General features: G+C 68.2%; 13 protein-coding genes and 1 riboswitch. Of the genes, 6 read left to right on the forward strand and 7 right to left on the reverse strand.

Annotated features, from left to right (window positions below; translation table 11 throughout):
• Positions 1-76: 76 nt before the first annotated feature.
• Positions 77-184: riboswitch (TPP riboswitch) on the forward strand.
• Complete coding sequence (gene thiC / locus ACTJK0_RS01615; protein ID WP_440744028.1) at positions 180-2006, forward strand: phosphomethylpyrimidine synthase ThiC; 1827 nt, start codon at positions 180-182, stop codon at positions 2004-2006. Its footprint overlaps the riboswitch before it by 5 nt.
• Here thiC and ACTJK0_RS01620 read toward each other — a convergent pair.
• Both ACTJK0_RS01620 and ffh read right to left on the reverse strand, forming a co-directional pair.
• The gene (locus ACTJK0_RS01620; protein WP_110540944.1) at positions 2003-2737 is read right to left on the reverse strand and encodes an alpha/beta fold hydrolase; all 735 of its coding nucleotides are present in this window, start codon (positions 2735-2737) and stop codon (positions 2003-2005) included. The two genes, thiC and ACTJK0_RS01620, sit on opposite strands and share 4 nt — an antisense overlap.
• A 103-nt stretch (positions 2738-2840) precedes the next feature.
• Positions 2841-4424, reverse strand: coding sequence for a signal recognition particle protein (gene ffh / locus ACTJK0_RS01625; RefSeq protein ID WP_440744029.1), 1584 nt, complete (start codon positions 4422-4424; stop codon positions 2841-2843).
• Positions 4425-4508: 84 nt separating this feature from the next.
• Here ffh and ACTJK0_RS01630 point away from each other — a divergent pair, with 84 nt between their 5' ends.
• Entirely contained in the window at positions 4509-5927 is a 1419-nt protein-coding gene (locus ACTJK0_RS01630; RefSeq protein WP_440744030.1) for a glucose-6-phosphate dehydrogenase, read from the forward strand.
• A gap of 74 nt (positions 5928-6001) precedes the next feature.
• Here the strand turns inward: ACTJK0_RS01630 and ACTJK0_RS01635 are convergent, their stop codons facing one another.
• Together ACTJK0_RS01635 and ACTJK0_RS01640 are read right to left on the reverse strand one after the other, a co-directional pair.
• Positions 6002-6340, reverse strand: coding sequence for a P-II family nitrogen regulator (locus ACTJK0_RS01635; protein ID WP_043453189.1), 339 nt, complete (start codon positions 6338-6340; stop codon positions 6002-6004).
• The gene (locus ACTJK0_RS01640; protein WP_440744031.1) at positions 6337-7698 is read right to left on the reverse strand and encodes an ammonium transporter; all 1362 of its coding nucleotides are present in this window, start codon (positions 7696-7698) and stop codon (positions 6337-6339) included. The genes ACTJK0_RS01635 and ACTJK0_RS01640 overlap by 4 nt, the downstream gene beginning before the upstream one ends.
• Before the next feature lie 225 nt (positions 7699-7923).
• Here ACTJK0_RS01640 and ACTJK0_RS01645 point away from each other — a divergent pair, with 225 nt between their 5' ends.
• A complete protein-coding gene (locus ACTJK0_RS01645) occupies positions 7924-9165 on the forward strand; it encodes an MFS transporter (protein ID WP_110540948.1) in 1242 nt (413 codons plus the stop codon).
• Positions 9166-9178: 13 nt separating this feature from the next.
• On the opposite strand, the gene ftsY is transcribed toward ACTJK0_RS01645, so the two are convergent.
• Complete coding sequence (ftsY, locus tag ACTJK0_RS01650; protein WP_440744032.1) at positions 9179-10384, reverse strand: signal recognition particle-docking protein FtsY; 1206 nt, start codon at positions 10382-10384, stop codon at positions 9179-9181.
• A gap of 89 nt (positions 10385-10473) precedes the next feature.
• Positions 10474-14097, reverse strand: a complete 3624-nt coding sequence (gene smc, locus ACTJK0_RS01655) for a chromosome segregation protein SMC (RefSeq protein WP_440744033.1) — start codon at positions 14095-14097, stop codon at positions 10474-10476.
• A 228-nt stretch (positions 14098-14325) separates the two neighbouring features.
• Here smc and ACTJK0_RS01660 point away from each other — a divergent pair, with 228 nt between their 5' ends.
• The 3 genes from ACTJK0_RS01660 to ACTJK0_RS01670 are packed head-to-tail and all read left to right on the forward strand — an operon-like array spanning position 14326 to position 19078.
• Positions 14326-15348, forward strand: a complete 1023-nt coding sequence (locus tag ACTJK0_RS01660) for a 3-oxoacyl-ACP synthase III (RefSeq protein WP_440744034.1) — start codon at positions 14326-14328, stop codon at positions 15346-15348.
• Positions 15342-18110 carry an alpha/beta fold hydrolase gene (locus ACTJK0_RS01665; RefSeq protein WP_440744035.1) on the forward strand — a complete coding sequence of 923 codons (2769 nt, stop codon included), beginning with the start codon at positions 15342-15344 and terminating at the stop codon, positions 18108-18110. The genes ACTJK0_RS01660 and ACTJK0_RS01665 overlap by 7 nt, the downstream gene beginning before the upstream one ends.
• Positions 18107-19078, forward strand: coding sequence for an NAD-dependent epimerase/dehydratase family protein (locus tag ACTJK0_RS01670; protein WP_440744036.1), 972 nt, complete (start codon positions 18107-18109; stop codon positions 19076-19078). Before ACTJK0_RS01665 ends, ACTJK0_RS01670 begins: the two co-directional genes overlap by 4 nt.
• 54 nt (positions 19079-19132) lie before the next feature.
• On the opposite strand, the gene mutM is transcribed toward ACTJK0_RS01670, so the two are convergent.
• The gene (gene mutM / locus ACTJK0_RS01675; RefSeq protein ID WP_110540953.1) at positions 19133-20095 is read right to left on the reverse strand and encodes a bifunctional DNA-formamidopyrimidine glycosylase/DNA-(apurinic or apyrimidinic site) lyase; all 963 of its coding nucleotides are present in this window, start codon (positions 20093-20095) and stop codon (positions 19133-19135) included.
• Positions 20096-20098: the final 3 nt, after the last annotated feature.

The following is a 20098-nucleotide window of genomic DNA, read 5'->3' on the forward strand; positions in this document are numbered from 1 at the left end:
GGCTCCTTTCAGTGCCCGGTCAGGCTAGCACCCGCATTTGTGACACGACTGTTCCGGGCGCCTGTGATAGCTTCGTTGCTGACCACACGGGTGCCCCTGCAGGGGCTGAGATCGGGCTGATGCAGCCTGCGACCGTTGAACCTGTCCGGGTAATGCCGGCGAAGGAAGTGAGTATTCCCTTGAGTACACAAAACACCCAGTTGAACCCTGCCCAGCAGCTGTCCACGGGAGAGCCCGGGGACACTACCACTCCCGGGGTGACCCAGTCCCTGGCGTCGCATTCGCTGGCGTTCATCGAAGATGCCGGCGCCGGAATCCGGGTGCCCGTGACGGAGATTGCCCTGGAGCCATCACCCAACGGGCAGCCGAATGAACCGTTCCGGACCTACCGGACCGCAGGTCCGGGCAGTGACCCCGTGCGCGGCCTGCAGCCGTTCCGCGCCGAATGGATCGAGGCGCGCGGGGACACGGAGCCCTACAGCGGCCGGGAGCGCAACCTGCTCGACGACGGCCGCTCCGCCGTGCGCCGCGGCGCCGCGTCCGCCGAATGGAAGGGCGCCCAGCCGGTGCCCCGCCGCGCCGTCGGCGGCAGGACGGTGACGCAGATGCACTATGCCCGGCAGGGCATCATCACCCAGGAAATGCGCTTCGTGGCGCTGCGCGAAAACTGCGATGTTGAACTGGTCCGCAGCGAACTGGCCGCGGGCCGGGCCATCATTCCCAGCAACATCAACCATCCGGAGTCCGAGCCGATGATCATCGGCAAGGCCTTCCTGGTGAAGATCAACGCGAACATCGGCAACTCCGCGGTGACCAGTTCCATCGCCGAGGAAGTGGACAAGCTGCAGTGGGCCACCCAGTGGGGCGCCGACACCGTCATGGACCTGTCCACAGGCGACGACATCCACACCACACGGGAGTGGATCATCCGCAACTCCCCCGTGCCGATCGGCACCGTTCCGATCTACCAGGCCCTGGAAAAGGTGAACGGCGAAGCCAACGCGCTGACCTGGGAGATCTTCCGCGACACGGTCATTGAGCAGTGCGAGCAGGGCGTGGATTACATGACCATCCATGCCGGCGTGCTGCTCCGGTATGTTCCGCTGACGGCCAACCGCGTGACGGGCATTGTCTCCCGAGGCGGGTCGATCATGGCCGGATGGTGCCTGGCCCACCACCAGGAAAACTTCCTGTACACGCACTTCGATGAGCTGTGCGAAATCTTCGCCAAGTACGACGTCGCCTTCTCCCTCGGCGACGGGCTGCGCCCCGGTTCCACGGCGGATGCCAACGACGCCGCGCAGTTCGCGGAGCTGGACACCCTGGCAGAGCTGACGCAGCGCGCCTGGGAGTACGACGTGCAGGTAATGGTGGAAGGCCCCGGCCACGTCCCCTTCCACCTGGTACGCGAAAACGTCGAGCGCCAGCAGGAGCTGTGCAAGGGTGCGCCCTTCTACACCCTGGGGCCGCTGGTGACCGACGTTGCCCCCGGCTACGACCACATCACGTCGGCAATCGGCGCCACCGAGATCGCCCGATACGGCACCGCGATGCTCTGCTACGTCACTCCTAAGGAACACCTCGGCCTGCCCAACAAGGACGATGTCAAGACCGGCGTCATCACCTACAAGATCGCCGCGCACGCAGCCGACCTCGCCAAGGGCCACCCCGGGGCGCATGAACGCGATGACGCCCTGTCCAAAGCCCGATTCGAATTCCGCTGGCGGGACCAGTTTGCACTGTCCCTGGACCCGGTGACGGCCGAGTCGTTCCACGACGAAACCCTTCCGGCCGAGCCTGCCAAGACGGCGCACTTTTGTTCCATGTGCGGTCCAAAGTTCTGCTCGATGCGGATCAGCCAGGACATCCGGGACGAATTCGGATCAGCGGAAGCGCAGGCGGCGCTGGCCGGGGCGGTTGACGGGATGCGGGAGAAGAGCCAGGAATTCCTGGCGGCCGGCGGCAAGGTCTACCTGCCGGAGCTTCGCGTTCCTGCGGACAACTAGGACGCCCGGGCGGGCTGGCTCCGGCTGACCCCGCCAATGAACTGCCGGATGGCCCGGTCGCCGTCGGGCGAGTCATGGGGCCGGTGCCCGCCCGCGGCGACGCGGTGCAGGGCACCGGTCTCCCGAAGGTATCCGGCAATTTCCTCATAAAGGGGTTCCCACCCGCCGGTCAGCACCAGGGTGGGCACGCCGGGGACGATGTGGAGCGGCGCCTCCCAGGCCGGGGCCTGGAGCCTCAGCCTGCGGGCCGACCGTTTTTCCTCCGTGGTGGCGGGCTGCTGAAGGTCCGTGGCGTACACCCTCCGGACGAATTCACGCTGGAAGTCTTCGTCGCTGAGCTGGTGCCGGACCTCGAACAGGGGCTCCATGAGGCTGATGTGGGCAGCCGTGGCAGGAAGTTCCGCCGTCAGTGACAGGCAGGCCGGCTCGACGAGGGTCAGTGAAAACACCAGGTCCGGGCGTTCGACGGCGGCCATCATCGCCGCAATCGCGCCTTGTGCGTGTGCCACCACATGGCCGCCGGCGGCCCCGCGGCCATCGTCGGCCAGGGAGCGAAGGATGATGGCGGCATCCTCGGCGAAGGACGATTCCAGGGGCTCGGCGACCGGGTCGAAGCCGTGCCGGCGGAGGAACAGGGCGTCATAGGACAGTGCCATACCGTGCTGGCGCGGCCATGCGGCGGCACCAAAGGTACCGGCGCCGTGCACGAACACTACCCTCTGCTTGAACATGTCCCAACCCTATTCCACACTGCCGACATCCCAACGAAAAAGCGCCAGGTGTCGTCTTGAGCGGTCAAAACGACACCTGGCGCTTCCTGATGCCGGGGAACTCCTACTTGCCCAGGAACTTGTCGAAGCCCTTGGGAAGGTTCAGCTGGGACGGATCGAAGTCCCCGCCCTGCTGGCCGAATGCCGCGCCGGTGGGCAGGGCCTTGGCTGCGTTGGCGCGGCGGGCCTCCATCTCCTTGCGTTCCTGTGCCGCCTTGGCCGGGTTGCCCGACTTGGCCTTCTTCTTGGGGGCGTTCTTTGCGTTCTTCCGCGAACCCGCGCCGGCACCGGGCATTCCCGGCATCCCTGGCATTCCCGGCATGCCGCCCTGGGCCATCTTCTTCATCATCTTCTGGGCCTGGGCGAAGCGTTCCAGCAGGCCGTTGACCTCGGAGACATGGACGCCGGAACCACGGGCGATGCGGGCCCGCCGTGAACCGTTGATGATCTTCGGCGCCAGCCGCTCGTGCGGCGTCATCGACCGGACAATGGCCTCCACGCGGTCGATTTCCCGCTCGTCGAAGTGCTCCAGCTGCTGCCGGATGTTCTGCGCACCCGGCATCATCATGAGCATCTTCTTCATAGAGCCCATGTTGCGGATCTGCTGCATCTGGGCCAGGAAGTCCTCAAGGGTGAAGTCTTCCTGGTCGGCGAACTTCTTCGCCATCCGGGCAGCTTCATCCTTGTCCCAGGCCTTTTCGGCCTGTTCGATAAGGGTGAGCATGTCGCCCATGTCCAGGATGCGCGAGGCCATCCGGTCCGGGTGGAACAGCTCGAAGTCGTCCAGGCCTTCGCCGGTGGAGGCGAACATGACGGGCTTGCCGGTGACCGACGCGACGGAGAGCGCGGCACCACCGCGGGCGTCGCCGTCGAGCTTGGACAGCACGATGCCCGTGAAGTTGACGCCTTCATCGAAGGCAAGCGCCGTGTTGACGGCGTCCTGGCCGATCATGGAGTCGATCACGAACAGGACTTCGTTGGGCACGATGGCGCGGCGGATCTGGCGGGCCTGCTCCATCATGTCGGCGTCCACGCCGAGGCGTCCGGCGGTGTCGACGATAACGACGTCATGCAGCTTCTGGCGGGCTTCCTCGACGCCGGCACGGGCGACGGCGACCGGGTCGCCGGCGGGCTGGTCCAGCTCGGTGGAGGTGGCTCCGGGGTGCGGGGCGAAGACCGGCACATTGGCGCGCTGGCCCACCACCTGGAGCTGGGTGACAGCATTGGGGCGCTGGAGGTCGCAGGCCACCAGCATGGGGCTGTGGCCCTGGGCCTTCAGCCATTTCGACAGCTTGCCGGCCAGGGTGGTCTTGCCCGCGCCCTGGAGGCCGGCGAGCATGATGACCGTGGGGCCGTTCTTTGCCAGCCGGATCCTGCGCGTCTCGCCGCCAAGGATCTCCTGGAGTTCCTCGTTGACGATCTTGACGATCTGCTGGCTCGGGTTCAGCGCAGCCGACACCTCCGCGCCCAGCGCCCGTTCGCGGACCCGCCCGGTGAATTCCCGGACCACCGGGACGGCAACGTCCGCGTCCAGGAGGGCACGGCGGATCTCCCGGACGGTGGCATCAACATCGGCCTCCGTGAGGCGGCCCTTGCCGCGGAGATTCTTGAAGGTTGCTGTCAACCGGTCAGAGAGTGAATTGAACACGCGCCGTGAACTTCTTTCAGGAGATGATCGGGACTCGACTATCTAGGGTATCAAGTCAGGCGCGGTAGGTGGCATGCTGGCAAAATGACGAGCCAAACAACAGTGAAGACCCTGCTCATCCTTGGTGCCTCGGGCGACCTCACCGGCCGGCTCCTGCTTCCGGGCCTGGCCCGGCTGGTCGCGGCAGGCCACACAGAAGGCCTGCGCCTGGTGGGGGCCGGTTCCGATCCCTGGACGCCGGACCAATGGCGGGAACGCGTCCAGTCCTCCTTCGAGGCCGCCGCCGGCACGGCCGCTGCGCACGGCAAGGAATCGCTTGAGGCGGTTCAGAAAGACACCGTTTACCACCAGGTGGATGTCACCGCCAAAGGTGCGCTCGCGGCATTGCTGAAGAGCCTGCAAGGCCCGGTGGCAGTCTATTTCGCACTTCCTCCCCGGATCAGCCAGCTCGCCTGCGAAATCCTCCAGCCACAGGAAGTCCCGGAAGGCACCCGCCTGGTCATGGAGAAGCCGTTCGGCTCCAGTGAGGAATCCGCACGGTCCCTGAACCGGACGCTGGCACGGCTGGTCCCTGAGGACCACATTCACCGCGTCGACCACTTCCTGGGCAAGGCCACCGTCCTGAACATCCTGGGCCTGCGGTTCGCCAACAATTTCCTTGAGCCGGTGTGGAACAGGCAGCACGTGGAGAAGGTGGAAATCTTCTTCGACGAGGACCTGGCCCTGGAAGGACGCGCCCGGTACTACGACAACGCCGGCGCCCTCCGGGACATGATCCAGAGCCACCTCCTGCAGGTCATGGCGATCATGGCCATCGAGCCGCCTGCCACCATCGGCGAGCGCGACCTTCGCGACGCAGTCTCCACCGTCCTGCGGGCCAGCAGCGTTAACGCCCCCTTCACTGAATCAACGCGGAGGGCCCGCTACACGGCAGGCTCCGTTGCAGGGAAGGACGTCCCCGACTATGCGAGGGAGGAAGGCGTGGACCCCGGACGCGAAACGGAGACACTCGCCGAGATCCAGGTAGGAATAGACAACTGGCGCTGGCGGGGCGTGCCCTTCATCCTGCGCTCGGGTAAGGCACTGGGTGACAGGCGCAAGGAAGCTGTGGTGACCTTCCTGCCGGTGCCCCACCTGCCCGAGGGATTCACCGGGGTGGACTCCCCCAACCAGCTGCGGATCGGTTTCGGTCCGGACACCCTGGAATTCGACGTCGACGTCAACGGCCCCGGGAACATCTTCAGCCTGGGCCGGGTCACGTTGGAAGCGGAACTGAGCGCCTCCGACCTCCTGCCCTACGGCGAAGTGCTGGAAGGCGTGCTGGCCGGCGACCCGCTGCTGTCCGTCCGGAGCGACACGGCGGAGGACTGCTGGCGGATCGTTGAGCCGGTCCTAAAGGCCTGGGAGCGCGGGGAGGTCCCGCTGGAGGAGTACGACGCCGGTTCGGCCGGTCCGCCGTCGTGGCCCACCAACCGCCAACCCACCCCCGCCGTGGGGGACTGAGCGGGCTTCCGCCGCTTTCGGGTGGAAACAAAGACAGGTGGGGNCGAAGGCGGCTTTTTGGAGCCAGGGGCCGCCTAGATGGCGGCCACTCCGCGCTCCCCGGTCCGTACCCGGACTGCTTCATGCACGTCGATGGTCCAGACTTTGCCATCCCCGGCCCTGCCGGTGTTGGAGCTGGCGATGATCACGTCCAGGATGTCGTCGGCCTGCTCATCCGTGGCGAGCACCTCCACCCGGATCTTGGGCAGCAGGTCCACGTTGTATTCTGCTCCGCGGTAGACCTCGGTGTAGCCGCGCTGCCGGCCGTAGCCGCTGGCTGCGCTGACGGTCAGGCCCTGTACGCCGTAGGCTTCCAGTCCTTCACGGATGGCTTCGAGCTTTTCCGGCCTGACGATTGCAGTGATCAGTTTCATGCCCCCACGCTTTCCTTACCTGTTGCCGGCTGTGCCTTCTCTGCTCCCGCTGCCGGCTGCACGGACTCGTGGGACTGGCCCTGGCCCTTGCCGGTGATCATGTCGTGCAGCGGCTGGAAGCTTCCGCCGTGTCCGCTGACGCCGAACTCGTAGGCAGTCTCGGCGTGCAGGCTGAGGTCCACACCCACCGTTTCCTGTTCCTGCGAGACGCGGAAGCCCATGGTCTTGTGGATGGCCAGCGCGATGATGGTCGTCAGGACTGCGGAGTAGGCGATGGCGACGCCCGCCGCTGCGAGCTGTGCCCAGAGCTGCGTCAGTCCGCCGCCGTAGAAGAGCCCGCCGCCAACGCCGTCTGTGGGCAGTGCGATGAAGCCCAGGGCGATGGTGCCGATGATGCCGGAGACGAGGTGGACGCCGACGACGTCCAGCGAGTCATCGAAGCCCCAGCGGAACTTCAGGCCGACTGCCAGGGCGGAAGCCACACCGGCCACGACACCCAGGCCCAGGGCGCCCACCGGGCTGACGTTGGCGCAGGCGGGGGTGATGGCCACCAGGCCTGCCACCACACCGGAGGCGGCACCCAGGGAGGTGGGGTGTCCGTCGCGGATGCGTTCGGTGACCAGCCAGCCAAGCATGGCTGCAGCAGGTGCTGCGAGGGTGTTGATCCAGATCAGGCCGCCCTGTTCGGCAGTGGTGGCCGCGCCGCCGTTGAAGCCGAACCAGCCGAACCACAGGATGGCTGCGCCGAGCATGACGAACGGGATGTTGTGCGGGCGGTGGTTGGGGTCCTTGCCGAAGCCCTTGCGGTTGCCGATGATCAGGACCAGGATCAGCGCGGCCACACCTGCGTTGATGTGGACCACGGTGCCGCCGGCGAAGTCGATGGCGGGGCCCAGGGCCTTGCCGATTGCGCCTTCAGGGCCGAAGAGGCCGCCACCCCACACCATGTAGGCAAGGGGGCAGTACACCAGCGTCACCCAGATGGGGACGAAGACGGACCAGGCGCCGAACTTGGCGCGGTCGGCGATGGCGCCGCTGATCAGTGCCACGGTGATGATGGCGAAGGTGGCCGCGTAGCCCACCTTGATCAGGCCATCGGGGGTGGTGATGCCCTCAAGGCCGAAGGTGGCGAACGGGTTGCCCACGATTTCCATGAACCCTTCACCGGAGCTCATGGAGGCACCCCAGAGCACCCAGACCACGCCCACCATGCCGATGGAGATGAAGCTCATCATCATCATGTTCAGTGCTGCTTTGGCGCGGGTCATGCCGCCGTAGAAAAATGCCAGACCGGGCGTCATGAACAGCACCAGAGCTGCCGCCACCATCACCCAAACGTGACCTGCGGTAAGTTCCATGGTGCACGTCCTCTCTCATCGAATCTTGCGGAGTCCTCCGCCTGCCAACGCCTTTTGCGTCCTGTAAAGAGTTTGTGGGTGGCGTGTTTCGCCCGCGGAGGATTTAGATTGCCGGCCTGTTACAACAACCTCTAGGAAGTAAATGGTGCATATCCGCCTTGTTACGGTTATGTTTCCGCACCCGCGCAGCCACCCGGCTCCCCTTCCAGCAAGGACACCTGCACCATGACGGCACCACCCCGCGCAAGCGGCGCCACTTCGAGGTTTTTGGCGCGGCTGAGGCCGCAGCGGGAGAAACTTCCGCGCGACATCAAGGTGATGCTGGCCGCCGCGTTCCTCATCGCGCTGGGATTCGGGCTTGTTGCACCCGTATTGCCGCAGTTCGCAACAACCTTTGGGGTGGGCAACACCGAGGCCGCCGTCATTGTGGCGATCTTCGCGTTCATGCGCCTGGCTTTCGCGCCCGCGGGCGGCGCCCTGATCGGCAAGCGCGGCGAACGTCCCGTCTATGTCGCCGGGCTGCTGATCGTGGCTGCGTCCACGGCGGCATGTGCGTTCGCGCAGGACTACTGGCAGCTGCTTCTTTTCCGCGGCCTTGGCGGAGCGGGATCGGTGATGTTCACGGTGGCATCGATGGCCCTGGTGGTGCGGCTGGCTCCGCCCAAGAGCAGGGGCCGGGTCTCGGGAGCGTACGCATCGGCGTTCCTGATCGGGAACGTGTGCGGCCCGATCGTGGGCGGGCTGCTGGCCGGCCTGGGGCTGCGGGTGCCGTTCCTCGCGTATGCAGGCGCCCTGCTCGTGGCCGCGTTCGTGGTGCAGACGCAGCTCAGCCATCAGCGCCGGGGCGGGGAGGAAGCGGCGGCCCGGGCGCCGGACATGCCCTTCCGGGAAGCACTGGTCGCCGGAACCTACAGGTCGGCCCTCGCCTCCAGCTTTGCCAATGGCTGGGCCACCTTCGGTGTGCGCATGGCCACGGTGCCCCTGTTCGCCGCGGCTGCCTTCGGGGCCGGCCCGCAGGCGGCAGGCCTGGCATTGGCCGTTTTCGCCGCCGGAAACGCGGCCGCCCTCACGATGTCGGGACGGCTGGCGGATTCGCTGGGCCGCAAGCCCATGATGATCTCGGGCCTGCTGGTGGCGGCCCTGGCAACGGCGGCAATCGGCGTGACCTCGGATTTGCCGTGGTTCCTGGTGGCATCAACGCTTGCCGGCGTGGGCTCGGGGCTTTTCGGCCCCGCCCAGCAGGCCGCCGTCGCCGATGTCATCGGCAATGGCCGGTCCGGAGGCAAGGTGCTGGCCGTCTACCAGATGACGTCCGACGTCGGGGCGATCGTCGGTCCGATCGTGGCGGGCCTGCTGGCTGACCGTTTGGGCTTCGGCTGGGCTTTCGGCGTGACCGGCGGGATCATGCTCCTGGCCGCCGTCGGGTGGCTTCCCACCCGCGAAACGCTGCGGACGGCCGGCAGCTAGCGCCCAACGTCTGTCAGTTCAGCAGGGCGTCGACGAAACCTTCGGTATCGAACGGCGCCAGGTCATCGGCGCCTTCGCCCAGGCCGATGAGCTTGACCGGCACGCCCAGGGTCTTTTGGATGGCGACGACGATGCCGCCCTTGGCGGTTCCGTCCAGCTTGGTCAGGACGATGCCGGTGATGTTGACCACCTCGGAGAAGACCCGTGCCTGGTTCAGGCCGTTCTGGCCGGTGGTGGCATCCAGCACCAGCAGGACCTCGTCCACCTCGGCCAGTTTCTCCACCACGCGCTTGACCTTGCCCAGTTCATCCATCAGGCCCACCTTGTTCTGCAGCCGGCCTGCGGTGTCAATCATGACCACGTCGACTTCCTGCTCGATGCCGGCCTTCACGGCCTCATAGGCGACGGAGGCCGGGTCGGCGCCGTCGATGTCCGACTTCACGGTTGGAACGCCCACGCGCTGGCCCCAGGTGGCCAGCTGTTCGGCCGCGGCCGCGCGGAAGGTGTCTGCGGCGCCGAGCAGGACGTCCTTGTCCTCGGCCACCAGGACGCGGGCCAGCTTGCCCACGGTTGTGGTCTTGCCCACGCCGTTCACGCCCACCACCATCATCACGGCCGGCTTGTCGGCGTGGCGGGTGACGTTGAGGCTGCGGTCCATGGTGGGGTCCACCAGCTTGATGAGTTCTTCGCGGAGCATCGCCTTGACGTGTTCGGGTGTCCTGGTGCCCAGTACCTTGACGCGCTCGCGAAGGGCGTCCACCAACTGCATGGTGGGTTCGGTTCCCAGGTCCGCGAGCAGGAGGGTTTCCTCCACCTCGTCCCAGACGCTCTCGTCGATGCGGTCGCTGGACAGCAGGGCCAGCAGGCCCTTGCCCATGATGTTGTTGGAGCGGACCAGCCGTTCGCGGAGGCGGGTGAGGCGGCCTGCCACCGGCAGGGGGGTTTCGACCGGAATGGTTTCCAGTCCGGCAGCATCATCCGGAACCGTGGCAGTGTCCAGTCCCTCGAGGTCCGCGTAGCCGGGGGCCTTCCGCTCCAGGGTTTCATCCCTGTCCGCCACGGCTGTGCTGCCACCGGAACGGATCTCGGGGTCGTTGGCGTCCCGGGTTCCGGGGTACCGGGTGATGTTCCTCCGCGTCTTGAGCAGGACCGGGATCAGCCCGCCGATGACCACCAGGGCAGCAAGGATGGACAGGACAATGGGAAGGATGTCATTCACTCCCCTAGCTTCTCACAAACGGCAGTGCCGCTTCCGGCCGCCGTCACGCAGCTGACCTGCCCCAATACGGCGCGCGGCAGCTGCTGTGCCTACACGCCCAGGCGCTGGCTGATCACGGTGGAGACGCCGTCGCCGCGCATGGTCACGCCGTAGAGCGCGTCCGCCACTTCCATGGTGCGCTTCTGGTGGGTGATCACGATGAGCTGGCTGGACTCCCTGAGCTCCTCGAAGATGGTGATCAGCCGGCCCAGGTTGGTGTCGTCCAGGGCCGCCTCCACCTCGTCCATCACGTAGAACGGCGACGGCCGGGCCTTGAAGATCGCCACCAGCAGCGCAACCGCGGTCAGGGACCGTTCGCCACCGGAGAGCAGGGACAGCCGCTTGATCTTCTTGCCCGCGGGACGGGCTTCCACTTCGATGCCGGTTGTCAGCATGTCGGAAGGGTCGGTCAGGACCAGGCGGCCTTCGCCTCCTGGAAAGAGCCGCTCAAAAACCCTGATGAACTGGGCCTGGGTGTCCTCGAATGCTTCGGCGAAGACCCGCTGGACCCGGTCATCCACCTCTTTGATGATGTCCAGCAGGTCCCGGCGGCTGGCTTTCAGGTCCTCCAGCTGCGTGCTCAGGAACTGGTGGCGTTCCTCGAGCGCGGCAAACTCCTCCAAAGCCAGCGGGTTGACCTTGCCGAGGCTGGCGAGGTCCCGTTCGGCCTTCCGCAGCCGCTTTTCCTGTTCCTGCCGGACGTAGGGCTTTCCGTCCCTGATGTCCTGGCCGTCGGCATCGACGGGGGCCCGCAGGGCTGCCCATTTGTCGCCGGACTCCTCAACGGGAACGGGAACGGGAACATGCGGCCCAAATTCGGCGACCAGTGCTTCCGGACTGATACCGAGTTCGTCGACGGCGCGGGTTTCCACTGCCTCTATCCGGGCCCGCTGCTGCGCCCGCGCCAGTTCATCCCGGTGCACGTTGTCCGTAAGGTCGGCCAGTTCCCGAGCCAGGGCGTCGTTGGCTTCCCGGATCTCCCGCAGGCCACGGTCACGCCGTTCGCGGTCTTCCTCGGCCAGGTCCCGCTCGTGCCGGGCAAGATCAACGGAAATGTCCACGTAGCCCAGGGCCAGCTCCACCCCGGCGGAAACGGCCGCAGCGCGCCGGGCCTGGATGGCACGCCGGCGTGCCCGTTCCGCCGCTTCTTCCCGGGCCCGGCGCTCGGTGGCGGCGGCGCGTTCCAGGGATGCCACCCTGTTGCTGGTTGCGGACTGCTGCTCTTCGGCGCTGCGCAGGGACAGGCGCGCCTCCACCTCGGCTGCGCGTGCGGCGGACGCGGCCTTGGCCAAGGCGTCGCGCTGTTCGGTGGAAGGCTCCTCTTCCTCGGGGGCTTCCTGTGCGGCCGCCAGCCGTGCGGTGACGGCCGCGAGCGCTTCCTCCTCCGACGCCACGTTCTGTTCTGCCCGGGACAGGGACGCTGCCAGCCGTTCGCTCTCACCCACGGCGCTGCGCAGGACGGAGTTGAGGTGGCCAAGGCGTTCGGCAACGGCGGCGAGGCGGGCATCTGATTCATGCAACCTGTCCAGGGCGGCATCCGCTGCCTCCTGCGCGTCCGCACGCCGGGCTTCGGCAGCGGCCAGGGCGAACCGGTTCCGCTCCAGATCCGCGGTGACCCCTGAAAGCCCGCGTTCGGCGTCGTCCACTGCCGCCTGCACCTCCAGCAGGGACGGGGCCTTGGCCGACCCGCCGGCAGCGGAGAGGGCGGTGAAAACGTCACCCTCACGGGTGACGGCCCGCAGCGCGGGAAGCGATGCCACTAGCTCTGCTGCCGCGTCGATGCCGGTGACGACGACGGTCCCGGACAGAAGGTGCCTGACCAGCGGGAGGTGCCCCTCAGGTCCGTCCACCAGGCTGGCCGCCCATCGGGCCCCGCCGGGCAACGGGGTTTCTTCCGGCAACGGCGCGGCGTCGGCCGGGCGCGCTCCGTCGCTGCCGTTGCCCCTTCCGTCGTCCACTGCCGGCGAGGCGAGGAGCAGCGCCGCCCGCCCGGCGTCGTCATCCTTGAGCCGCCGCAGCACTGTTGCTGCGGCGTCCCTGTCCTGGACGAGGATTGCCTCGGACGCCTCCCCCAGTGCCGCGGCAATGGCGGCCTCATACCCGCCCTGCACGGTGATCGCGGCAGCAAGGCTTCCGTGGACTCCCGGAAGTCCGGACTCCAGCACGTGCCGGGCGCCGTCCTTGCGGTCCAGGCCGAGCTTCAGCGCTTCGAGTCGGGCAGCAAGGGCGTCCCGTTTCCGGACCCCCTCATTGACGGCTGCCTTGAGGTCGGCGATTTCCGCAAGCACGGCGTCCAAGGCTTCGCTGGCGGCCTCGTAGTCCGCGTCCAGGGATTCTTCCCCTTCCTCCACCCCGGCAACCTGGTTTTCCAGGGCCGTGAACTCGGTCTGGGCACGGGCGCGGCGTTCCGTGCCTGCGGCGAGGGATTCGCGCAGCCGGCCCAGTTCGGCCTGGGCTGACTCCACGCGGGACCGGGCCGCACCGACCTGTCCAGCCAGCCGTGCCATGCCTTCGCGCCGGTCGGCCGCGGCGCGGAGCCGGGCCGTGAGCCGCTTGTCCTCCTCCAGCGCCGCCTGCTCAGCTTCCGCCTTGGCTGCGCTGGCAGCGTCAAGGGTGCTGCGCCTGGCCGCGATGTCCTGTTCAAGCCCGGCCAGCTCCTGCCGCACCCTGGCTGCCTGGCGTTCAAGCTGCTCGGGATCACGGCCCGGCGGTGGCGCCGCGTCCTCGGACCCCAGCAACCGGCTGCGTTCGGTGGCAAGGGAGCCGAGGGATCGCAGCCGCTCGCGTGCTGTGGAGAGCCGGTACCAGGTGTCCCGGGCGGCATTAAGGCGGGGTGTGGCCTCCGCTGCCAGCTGCTCCAGTGCAGCCTGCTGCCGGCGGCCCGCTTCGAGTTCCTGCTCGACGGCGGCCCGCCGGGTCTTGAGCGCGGCTTCGTCGGCCACGTCCTTCTCCAGTGCGTTTTGCAGCTGGACGAGGTCGTCGGCCAGGAGGCGGGCGCGGGCATCCCGGACGTCGAACTGGACGCGCTGGGCGCGCCGGGCCACCTCAGCCTGCTTGCCCAGGGGCGTGAGCTGGCGCCGGATCTCCGCCGTGAGGTCGGTGAGGCGCTGGAGGTTGGCCTGCATGGCCTCCAGCTTCCGGACCGTCCGCTCCTTGCGCCGGCGGTGCTTGAGGATCCCCGCTGCTTCCTCGATGAAGCCGCGGCGGTCCTCCGGCGTGGCGTGCAGGACGCGGTCCAGCTGGCCCTGGCCCACAATGACGTGCATTTCCCGGCCGAGCCCGGAGTCGGAGAGCAGCTCCTGGATGTCGAGGAGCCTGCAGCCGGCACCGTTAATGGCATATTCGGAGCCGCCGGTCCGGAACAGGGTCCGGGAAATGGTGACTTCGCTGTACTCGATGGGGAGGGCGCCGTCGGTGTTGTCGATGGTCAGCGAAACGTGCGCGCGTCCCAACGGGGGCCGCCCGGACGTCCCGGCAAAAATGACATCCTCCATCTTGCCGCCGCGGAGGGTTTTGGCCCCCTGCTCGCCCATGACCCAGGCCAGGGCATCCACCACGTTGGACTTGCCGGATCCGTTTGGACCCACGACGGCGGTGACGCCGGGTTCGAAGTCGAAGGTGGTGGCAGACGCAAACGACTTGAACCCCCGGACGGTGAGGCTTTTGAGGTGCAAGGCTTTTCTGGTCTCCTGGAGCGGGTTGGGCACATTGCTGGATCCGGCTCACTACAATCTACTGCGCACGACCGACATTTCCCCGCAGCAGCGCCCGGTGCCGGGGCCGGCGCGACGGCCGGATATGCGGGTTACGGCGCGGCAAAGGCATAGTTAAGCTCTTGAGCCTGCGCTTTTGTGGGTACAGTCACCGCATGAATGCGCGACCGAAACGAAGAGGGGCTTGAATTGGCAGGTAATGCGACCTTCCGCCACAGCAACACTGCGCTGCTCTCGGTCAGCAGCGTCGAAGCTCCCAGGATTGTGAGCTCCACGGACTTTGACCGCCGGCTGGCGTCAACCCTGCAGCGGCTGAAGTTTCCGCCGCGCCTGCTGGAGCGAGTCGCCGGAATCACGCACCGCCGCTGGTGGGCCCCCGGAACTTCCTTTGACGATGCTGCGGTGGAAGCAGGCGCCAAGGCTTTGGCAGAGGCGGGCGTCGAAGCGTCCGAGGTTGGCCTGCTGATCAACACCTCGGTCACCAGGCGCAACCTGGAACCGTCCGTGGCCGTGAAGATCCACCACGGGCTCGGCCTGCCGTCGTCTGCGATGAACTTCGACCTCGCCAACGCCTGCCTCGGATTCGTGAACGCCCTCACGCTGGCAGCCAACATGATCGATTCCGGTCAGATCAGGTACGCCGTCATCGTCAATGGCGAGGACGCCCAGCTGACCCAGGAGGCCACGCTGGCCCGGCTGCAGCGGCCGGAAACCACGCGCGAGGACTTCAACCGGGAATTTGCGACCCTGACGCTGGGGTCCGGTGCTGCCGCGGCCGTCCTGGGACCGGCCGACGAGCACCCGGGTGCACACCGGGTGGTGGGCGGCGTGATGCGCGCCGGCACCGAGCACCATGAGCTGTGCGTGGGCGGCATCGACGGCATGCACACGGACACGAAGGGACTGCTCGACGGCGGCCTTCAGCTCGTCGTCGACGCCTGGCATGAAGCCCAGCCCGAGTGGGACTGGACGTCGATGGACCGCTATGTCACGCACCAGGTCAGCAACGCGTATACGCAGGCGATCATCGATGCCATCGACCTGGACCCCGCCAAGGTGCCCATCACGTTCCCGCACTGGGGCAACGTGGGACCCGCGTCACTGCCCATGACACTCGCCGCCGAGTCGCAGTCCCTGGGGGCCGGGGACCGCGTCCTGTGCATGGGCGTCGGTTCCGGCCTGAACACCGCCATGCTGGAAATCGCTTGGTGATCGCCAACTGGCCCGGCGTCGCCGCCGAATGGCCGCGTGAAATCGACGTACCCTCCACATCGCCCGTTGATGCCCCCGGTTCGGTGCGCCGCTGGCACCTGCTGGACAATGCGGCACACCTCGCCCGGCAGGGCCTGGCACCGGAAGGGACGCTGCTGTGCGTGCACGGCAACCCCACCTGGTCCTACCTGTGGCGGACGCTGCTGGCCGCCGGATGCGATCCTGCCCATCCCTGGCGCGTAGTGGCGGTGGACCAGCTCGATATGGGCTTTTCGGAGCGCACCGGTACTTTCCGGCGCCTCGCGGACAGGATCAATGACCTGGGGGACCTCACCGCTGCACTGGGCCTGGACGGACCGGTGGTGACGGTGGGCCACGACTGGGGCGGCGTGATCAGCCTCGGCTGGGCTTTAGCCCACCAGGAACAGCTGGCGGGCGTGGTGCTGACCAATACAGCGGTCCACCAGCCGGCAGGTTCCGCCATCCCGCCGGCGCTCCGCCTTGCCCTGCATCCCGCGGTGCACAAGTGGGGAACCACGACGTCGGACGCCTTCCTCCGGGTGACGCACTCGCTGGCCCACCCGCCGCTGCCGGCGGATATCAAGAACGCCTACATGGCGCCCTACCGCGGCGCTTCCCGGCGGACCGGGGTGGGCAACTTCGTGGCGGATATTCCGGTGGACGCCAACCACCCGAGCTTCGCCGCACTCAACGCTGTGGCGGACGGACTGCCCGGGCTCAAGGTCCCTGCCCTGATGCTCTGGGGACCGCGGGACCCCATCTTCTCCGACCGCTACCTGAAAGACCTCCTTACCCGGCTCCCGCACGCCGCCGTGCACCGTTTCGAGGGCGCCGGACACCTGGTGGCCGAGGACCGGGACATCGCCACGGCCGTCTTCGACTGGCTGGCCGGGAATCCCGCGGCCGGTGAAAAGGATCCCCAGTCAACGGGTGCGCCCCAGCCCGCCGACGGGACGCCCGAGACCCCGGCGCCGGATGCCGGGCAGGGTTCAGCCCCGGCTGCCGGCTTCCGGCCCCTTTGGGCGGAACTTGCCGAACGGGCCGCCGGACCTTCAGGAGGTGGGCAGGCCGTCGTCGAAATGGCCGCTGACGGGACCGTTGCCCGTTCCCTGACCTGGACGGAGCTGGCGGAGGACGTTGACCATCTCGCAGCAGGCCTGCGGATGGCCGGGGCAGGGCAGGGCACCCGCGTCAGCCTGATGGTTCCCCCGGGGGTCGACCTCACCGTTGCCCTCTACGCCTGCCTGCGGGTGGGAGCTGTGGTGGTGGTGGCTGACGCCGGCCTGGGCACCCGGGGCCTGAGCCGTGCGGTCAAGGGAGCCACCCCTGACTTCCTGATTGGGATCGACAAGGCCCTTGTTGCTGCCCGGGCCCTGGGGTGGGCGGCCAGGCGGATCAGCGTCCGGGACCTTCCGGCCGCCCGCCGAACACTCCTGGCCGTGGAGACCTCCCTCGAAGCCCTGTCCCGGGCAGGTGCCGGCGCCGGTGCCGCTGGAGCGGCCACTTCCGGTGCGGGTAATGCAGCCGGTGACGCTGAAACAGGGGCAGCGGCTGCCGGCTGTCCGGACCCGGACTCCCCCGCCGCCGTCCTCTTCACGTCCGGCTCCACCGGTCCTGCCAAGGGCGTGCTCTACACCCACCGGCAGCTCGCGGCGATGCGCGACATCGTGGCCGCCACGTTCGGCCTCCACCCAGGCCACCGCCTGGTGGCAGGCTTCGCGCCCTTCGCCCTGTTGGGCCCGGCGCTGGGAACGGTCTCGGTGACGCCTGCCATGGACGTGACCGCGCCACGCACCCTGACGGCCCGTGCCCTGGCGGACGCCGCGGCGGCCGTCGATGCCACAGCGGTCTTCGCGTCTCCCGCTGCCCTGCGGAACGTCGTGGACACCCGGGCCGGTCTGCCCAAGGAGCGCGCCGCGGCCCTCGAACGCATCGAGCTGCTCCTGTCCGCCGGGGCCCCGGTTCCGGAACCGCTCCTTGCAGCGGTGCAGCTGCTGCTGCTGTCGGCGTCGCTGCACACCCCCTACGGGATGACCGAGGCCCTGCCCATAACGGACATCAACTTTGGGCAGATCCAGGCCGCCGCCGCCGACGCCGCCGCTGGAACGGTGCCGGGAGCAGGCAACGGTGTCTGCGTGGGCAAGCCAGTCCACGGTGCCCGGGCGGCGGTCATTCCCCTCGCCCCGGACGGCACCGCGCCCGGGACGACGCCGGTCACCGTTGCCGGGGTGACGGGTGAAATCCTGGTCAGCGCACCGCACGTCAAGGAGGCCTACGACCGGTTGTGGCTGACCGAACAGCTCAGCGCCGGCCTGGCCGGGTGGCACCGGACCGGCGATGTGGGCCATTTCGACGCCGAGGGGCGGCTGTGGGTGGAGGGGCGCCTTGGGCATGTGATCACCGCCCCCGGCGGCGTGGTGACGCCGGTCGGTGCCGAGCAGGCGATTGAAAGCCTTGACGTCGTGCGCATGGCTGGAATCGTTGGGGTGGGACCGGCCGGCACCCAGGTGGTCGCCGCCGTCGTCGAAACCCTTCCCCCGGCACGCAAAGCGGGCCCTGCCGGCCCCGAACTGGCTGGAAAGGTGCGGGACGCCGCCCGCGCCGCGGGGGTAGCCGTGGCAGCGGTCCTGGTGGTTCCCGCGCAGCCCACCGATATCCGCCACAACGCAAAAATCGACAGGACGCGGCTGGCCCGGTGGGCCTCCTCCACGTTGGCCGGCGGCCGGGTGGGTACCCCGTGAGGGTCCTGGTCACCGGCGCCAGCGGCCTGCTGGGCCGGGCAGTCGCAGGACTCCTGGTGCGCCGGGGCCAGGAGGTCACCACGTTCCAGCGGCGTCCCTCCGGGGTTGACGGCGCTGTGGACCGCTGCGGCTCACTCGCCGACGCTGCCGCCGTCGCGGAAGCCGTCCGGGATGCGGAGGCGGTCATCCATTTGGCCGCCAAAGTCTCCTTCACGGGCCGGGCCGCGGAGTTTGACGAGGTGAACGTCCAGGGAACGCGGGGCCTGCTTCGTGCCGCCCGCGAGGCAGGGGTACGGGACGCCGTGTTTGTGTCCTCCCCCTCGGTGGCCAATTCGGGTGCCGCCATCGCTGGACTTGATGCAGAGCCGGCAGATCCTGTGCACGCCCACGGTGACTACTCCCGTACCAAAGCCGAGGCAGAGCTGCTGGCCATTGCCGCGGACTCCCCCGACTTCCGGGTGGCGGCAGTCCGGCCGCACGTGGTGTGGGGCCCCGGGGACACCCAGCTGGTGGAGCGCGTACTGGCCCGCGCCGCCAGGAAACGGTTGCCGCTCCTGGACGCAGGCGCTGCCCTGATAGACACCACGTACGTGGACAACGCGGCGTCGGCGATCGTTGCCGCGCTGGACCGGATGGAGCATATCCACGGCCTGGCGCTGGTTGTCACCAATGGGGAACCGCGGCCGGTGGGCGAACTGATCGCCGGTATCTGCGCCGCCGGAGGCGTGCCCGCGCCATCGTGGTCAGTTCCGGGGAAGGTTGCGAGGATCGCGGGAACCGCGGTTGAACGGGCCTGGCTGGGACTGGGCAAGCAGGACGAGCCGCCCATGACGAAGTTCCTTGCCGAGCAGCTCTCCACGGCCCACTGGTTCGACCAGCGCCGGACCCGGCAGCTCCTGGACTGGGCGCCTGCCGTGTCGATTGACGAAGGACTGGCCCGGCTGGCGGCCCACTACCAGTCCCGGTGACCCGACCGGCAGGGCCGGCCGGGCAAGCGCTCCTGCCCTTCGGGCTGGAGGGCGCTACCAGCGGCCGTTGCGGGGCCGGGGCTGGCACACCGGGCAGGTGTGGGATGAGCGGTTCATGAACTGTTCCCTGCGGATGACCGAGTGGATGCCGGCTGCGGCGCAGCGCCGGCAGGGCTCACCCTGGCGGCCGTAGGCATTCAGGGACCGGTCGAAGTAGCCGGAGGCGCCATTGACGTTGACGTACAGGGAATCGAAGCTGGTCCCGCCCGCCGCCAGGGCGTCAAGCATGACGTCCCGTGTGCTGTCGAGGACCCGCTGGGCCTCACCGCGGCGCAGGGTGTCGGTGGGGCGGGCGTAATGCAGCCGGGCACGCCAGAGGGCTTCGTCGGCGTAGATGTTCCCGATCCCCGAGACGAGCCCCTGGTCCAGCAGCGCCCGTTTCAGCCCGGTCCGCCGCTTGCGCAGCCGCTGGTAGAAGAGGTCGAAGGAGAAGGCAGGATCAAGGGGGTCGCGCGCGATGTGTGCCGCTTCCTCCGCGATCAGCGGCAGCGGCGATTCCGCGAGCCCGCCGGGGCCGCCGTCGTCCGTGGGAACCAGGGCAGTGACGAACAGGCCGCCGAAGATCCGCTGGTCCACGAACCGCAGCTGCTCGGGCATGCCCTCCCGGGGGCTGAGCCGCAAGCGGACTTTGAGGTGCTTTTCGTCCGGGACGCCCGGGTCCTGCATCAACAGCTGGCCGCTCATGCCCAGGTGCGCCATGAGGGCCACGTGCGGGGTACCGGAGGCACCCGCAACGCCGGCTTCGGTGTTGTCCACCAGCGGCAGCCAAAGGAACTTGCCCCGGCGCACGACGTCGGCCACGGTGGCGCCCTGGAGGTTGCCGATGAAGTCTTCCGTGCCCAGGGCGTGGCGGCGGATGGAGCGGGGATCGAGCACTTCGACGGCGCTGATGCTCCGGCCGCGGACCCAGCTCACCAGGCCGCGGCGCACCACTTCCACCTCGGGCAGTTCCGGCACGGG

The sequence above is a fragment of the Paenarthrobacter sp. 22069 genome, assembly GCF_052046035.1.
In the GTDB taxonomy this organism is placed as follows: domain Bacteria; phylum Actinomycetota; class Actinomycetes; order Actinomycetales; family Micrococcaceae; genus Arthrobacter.

What these genes read in the sequence shown, in the direction of transcription:
- ACTJK0_RS01620 (WP_110540944.1), bottom strand. Translation starts at nt 2,737, where the DNA reads ATGTTCAAGCAGAGGGTAGTGTTCGTGCACGGCGCCGGTACCTTTGGT.
- ACTJK0_RS01635 (WP_043453189.1), bottom strand. Translation starts at nt 6,340, where the DNA reads ATGAAACTGATCACTGCAATCGTCAGGCCGGAAAAGCTCGAAGCCATC.
- ACTJK0_RS01640 (WP_440744031.1), bottom strand. Translation starts at nt 7,698, where the DNA reads ATGGAACTTACCGCAGGTCACGTTTGGGTGATGGTGGCGGCAGCTCTG.
- ACTJK0_RS01645 (WP_110540948.1), top strand. Translation starts at nt 7,924, where the DNA reads ATGACGGCACCACCCCGCGCAAGCGGCGCCACTTCGAGGTTTTTGGCG.
- ACTJK0_RS01630 (WP_440744030.1), top strand. Translation starts at nt 4,509, where the DNA reads ATGACGAGCCAAACAACAGTGAAGACCCTGCTCATCCTTGGTGCCTCG.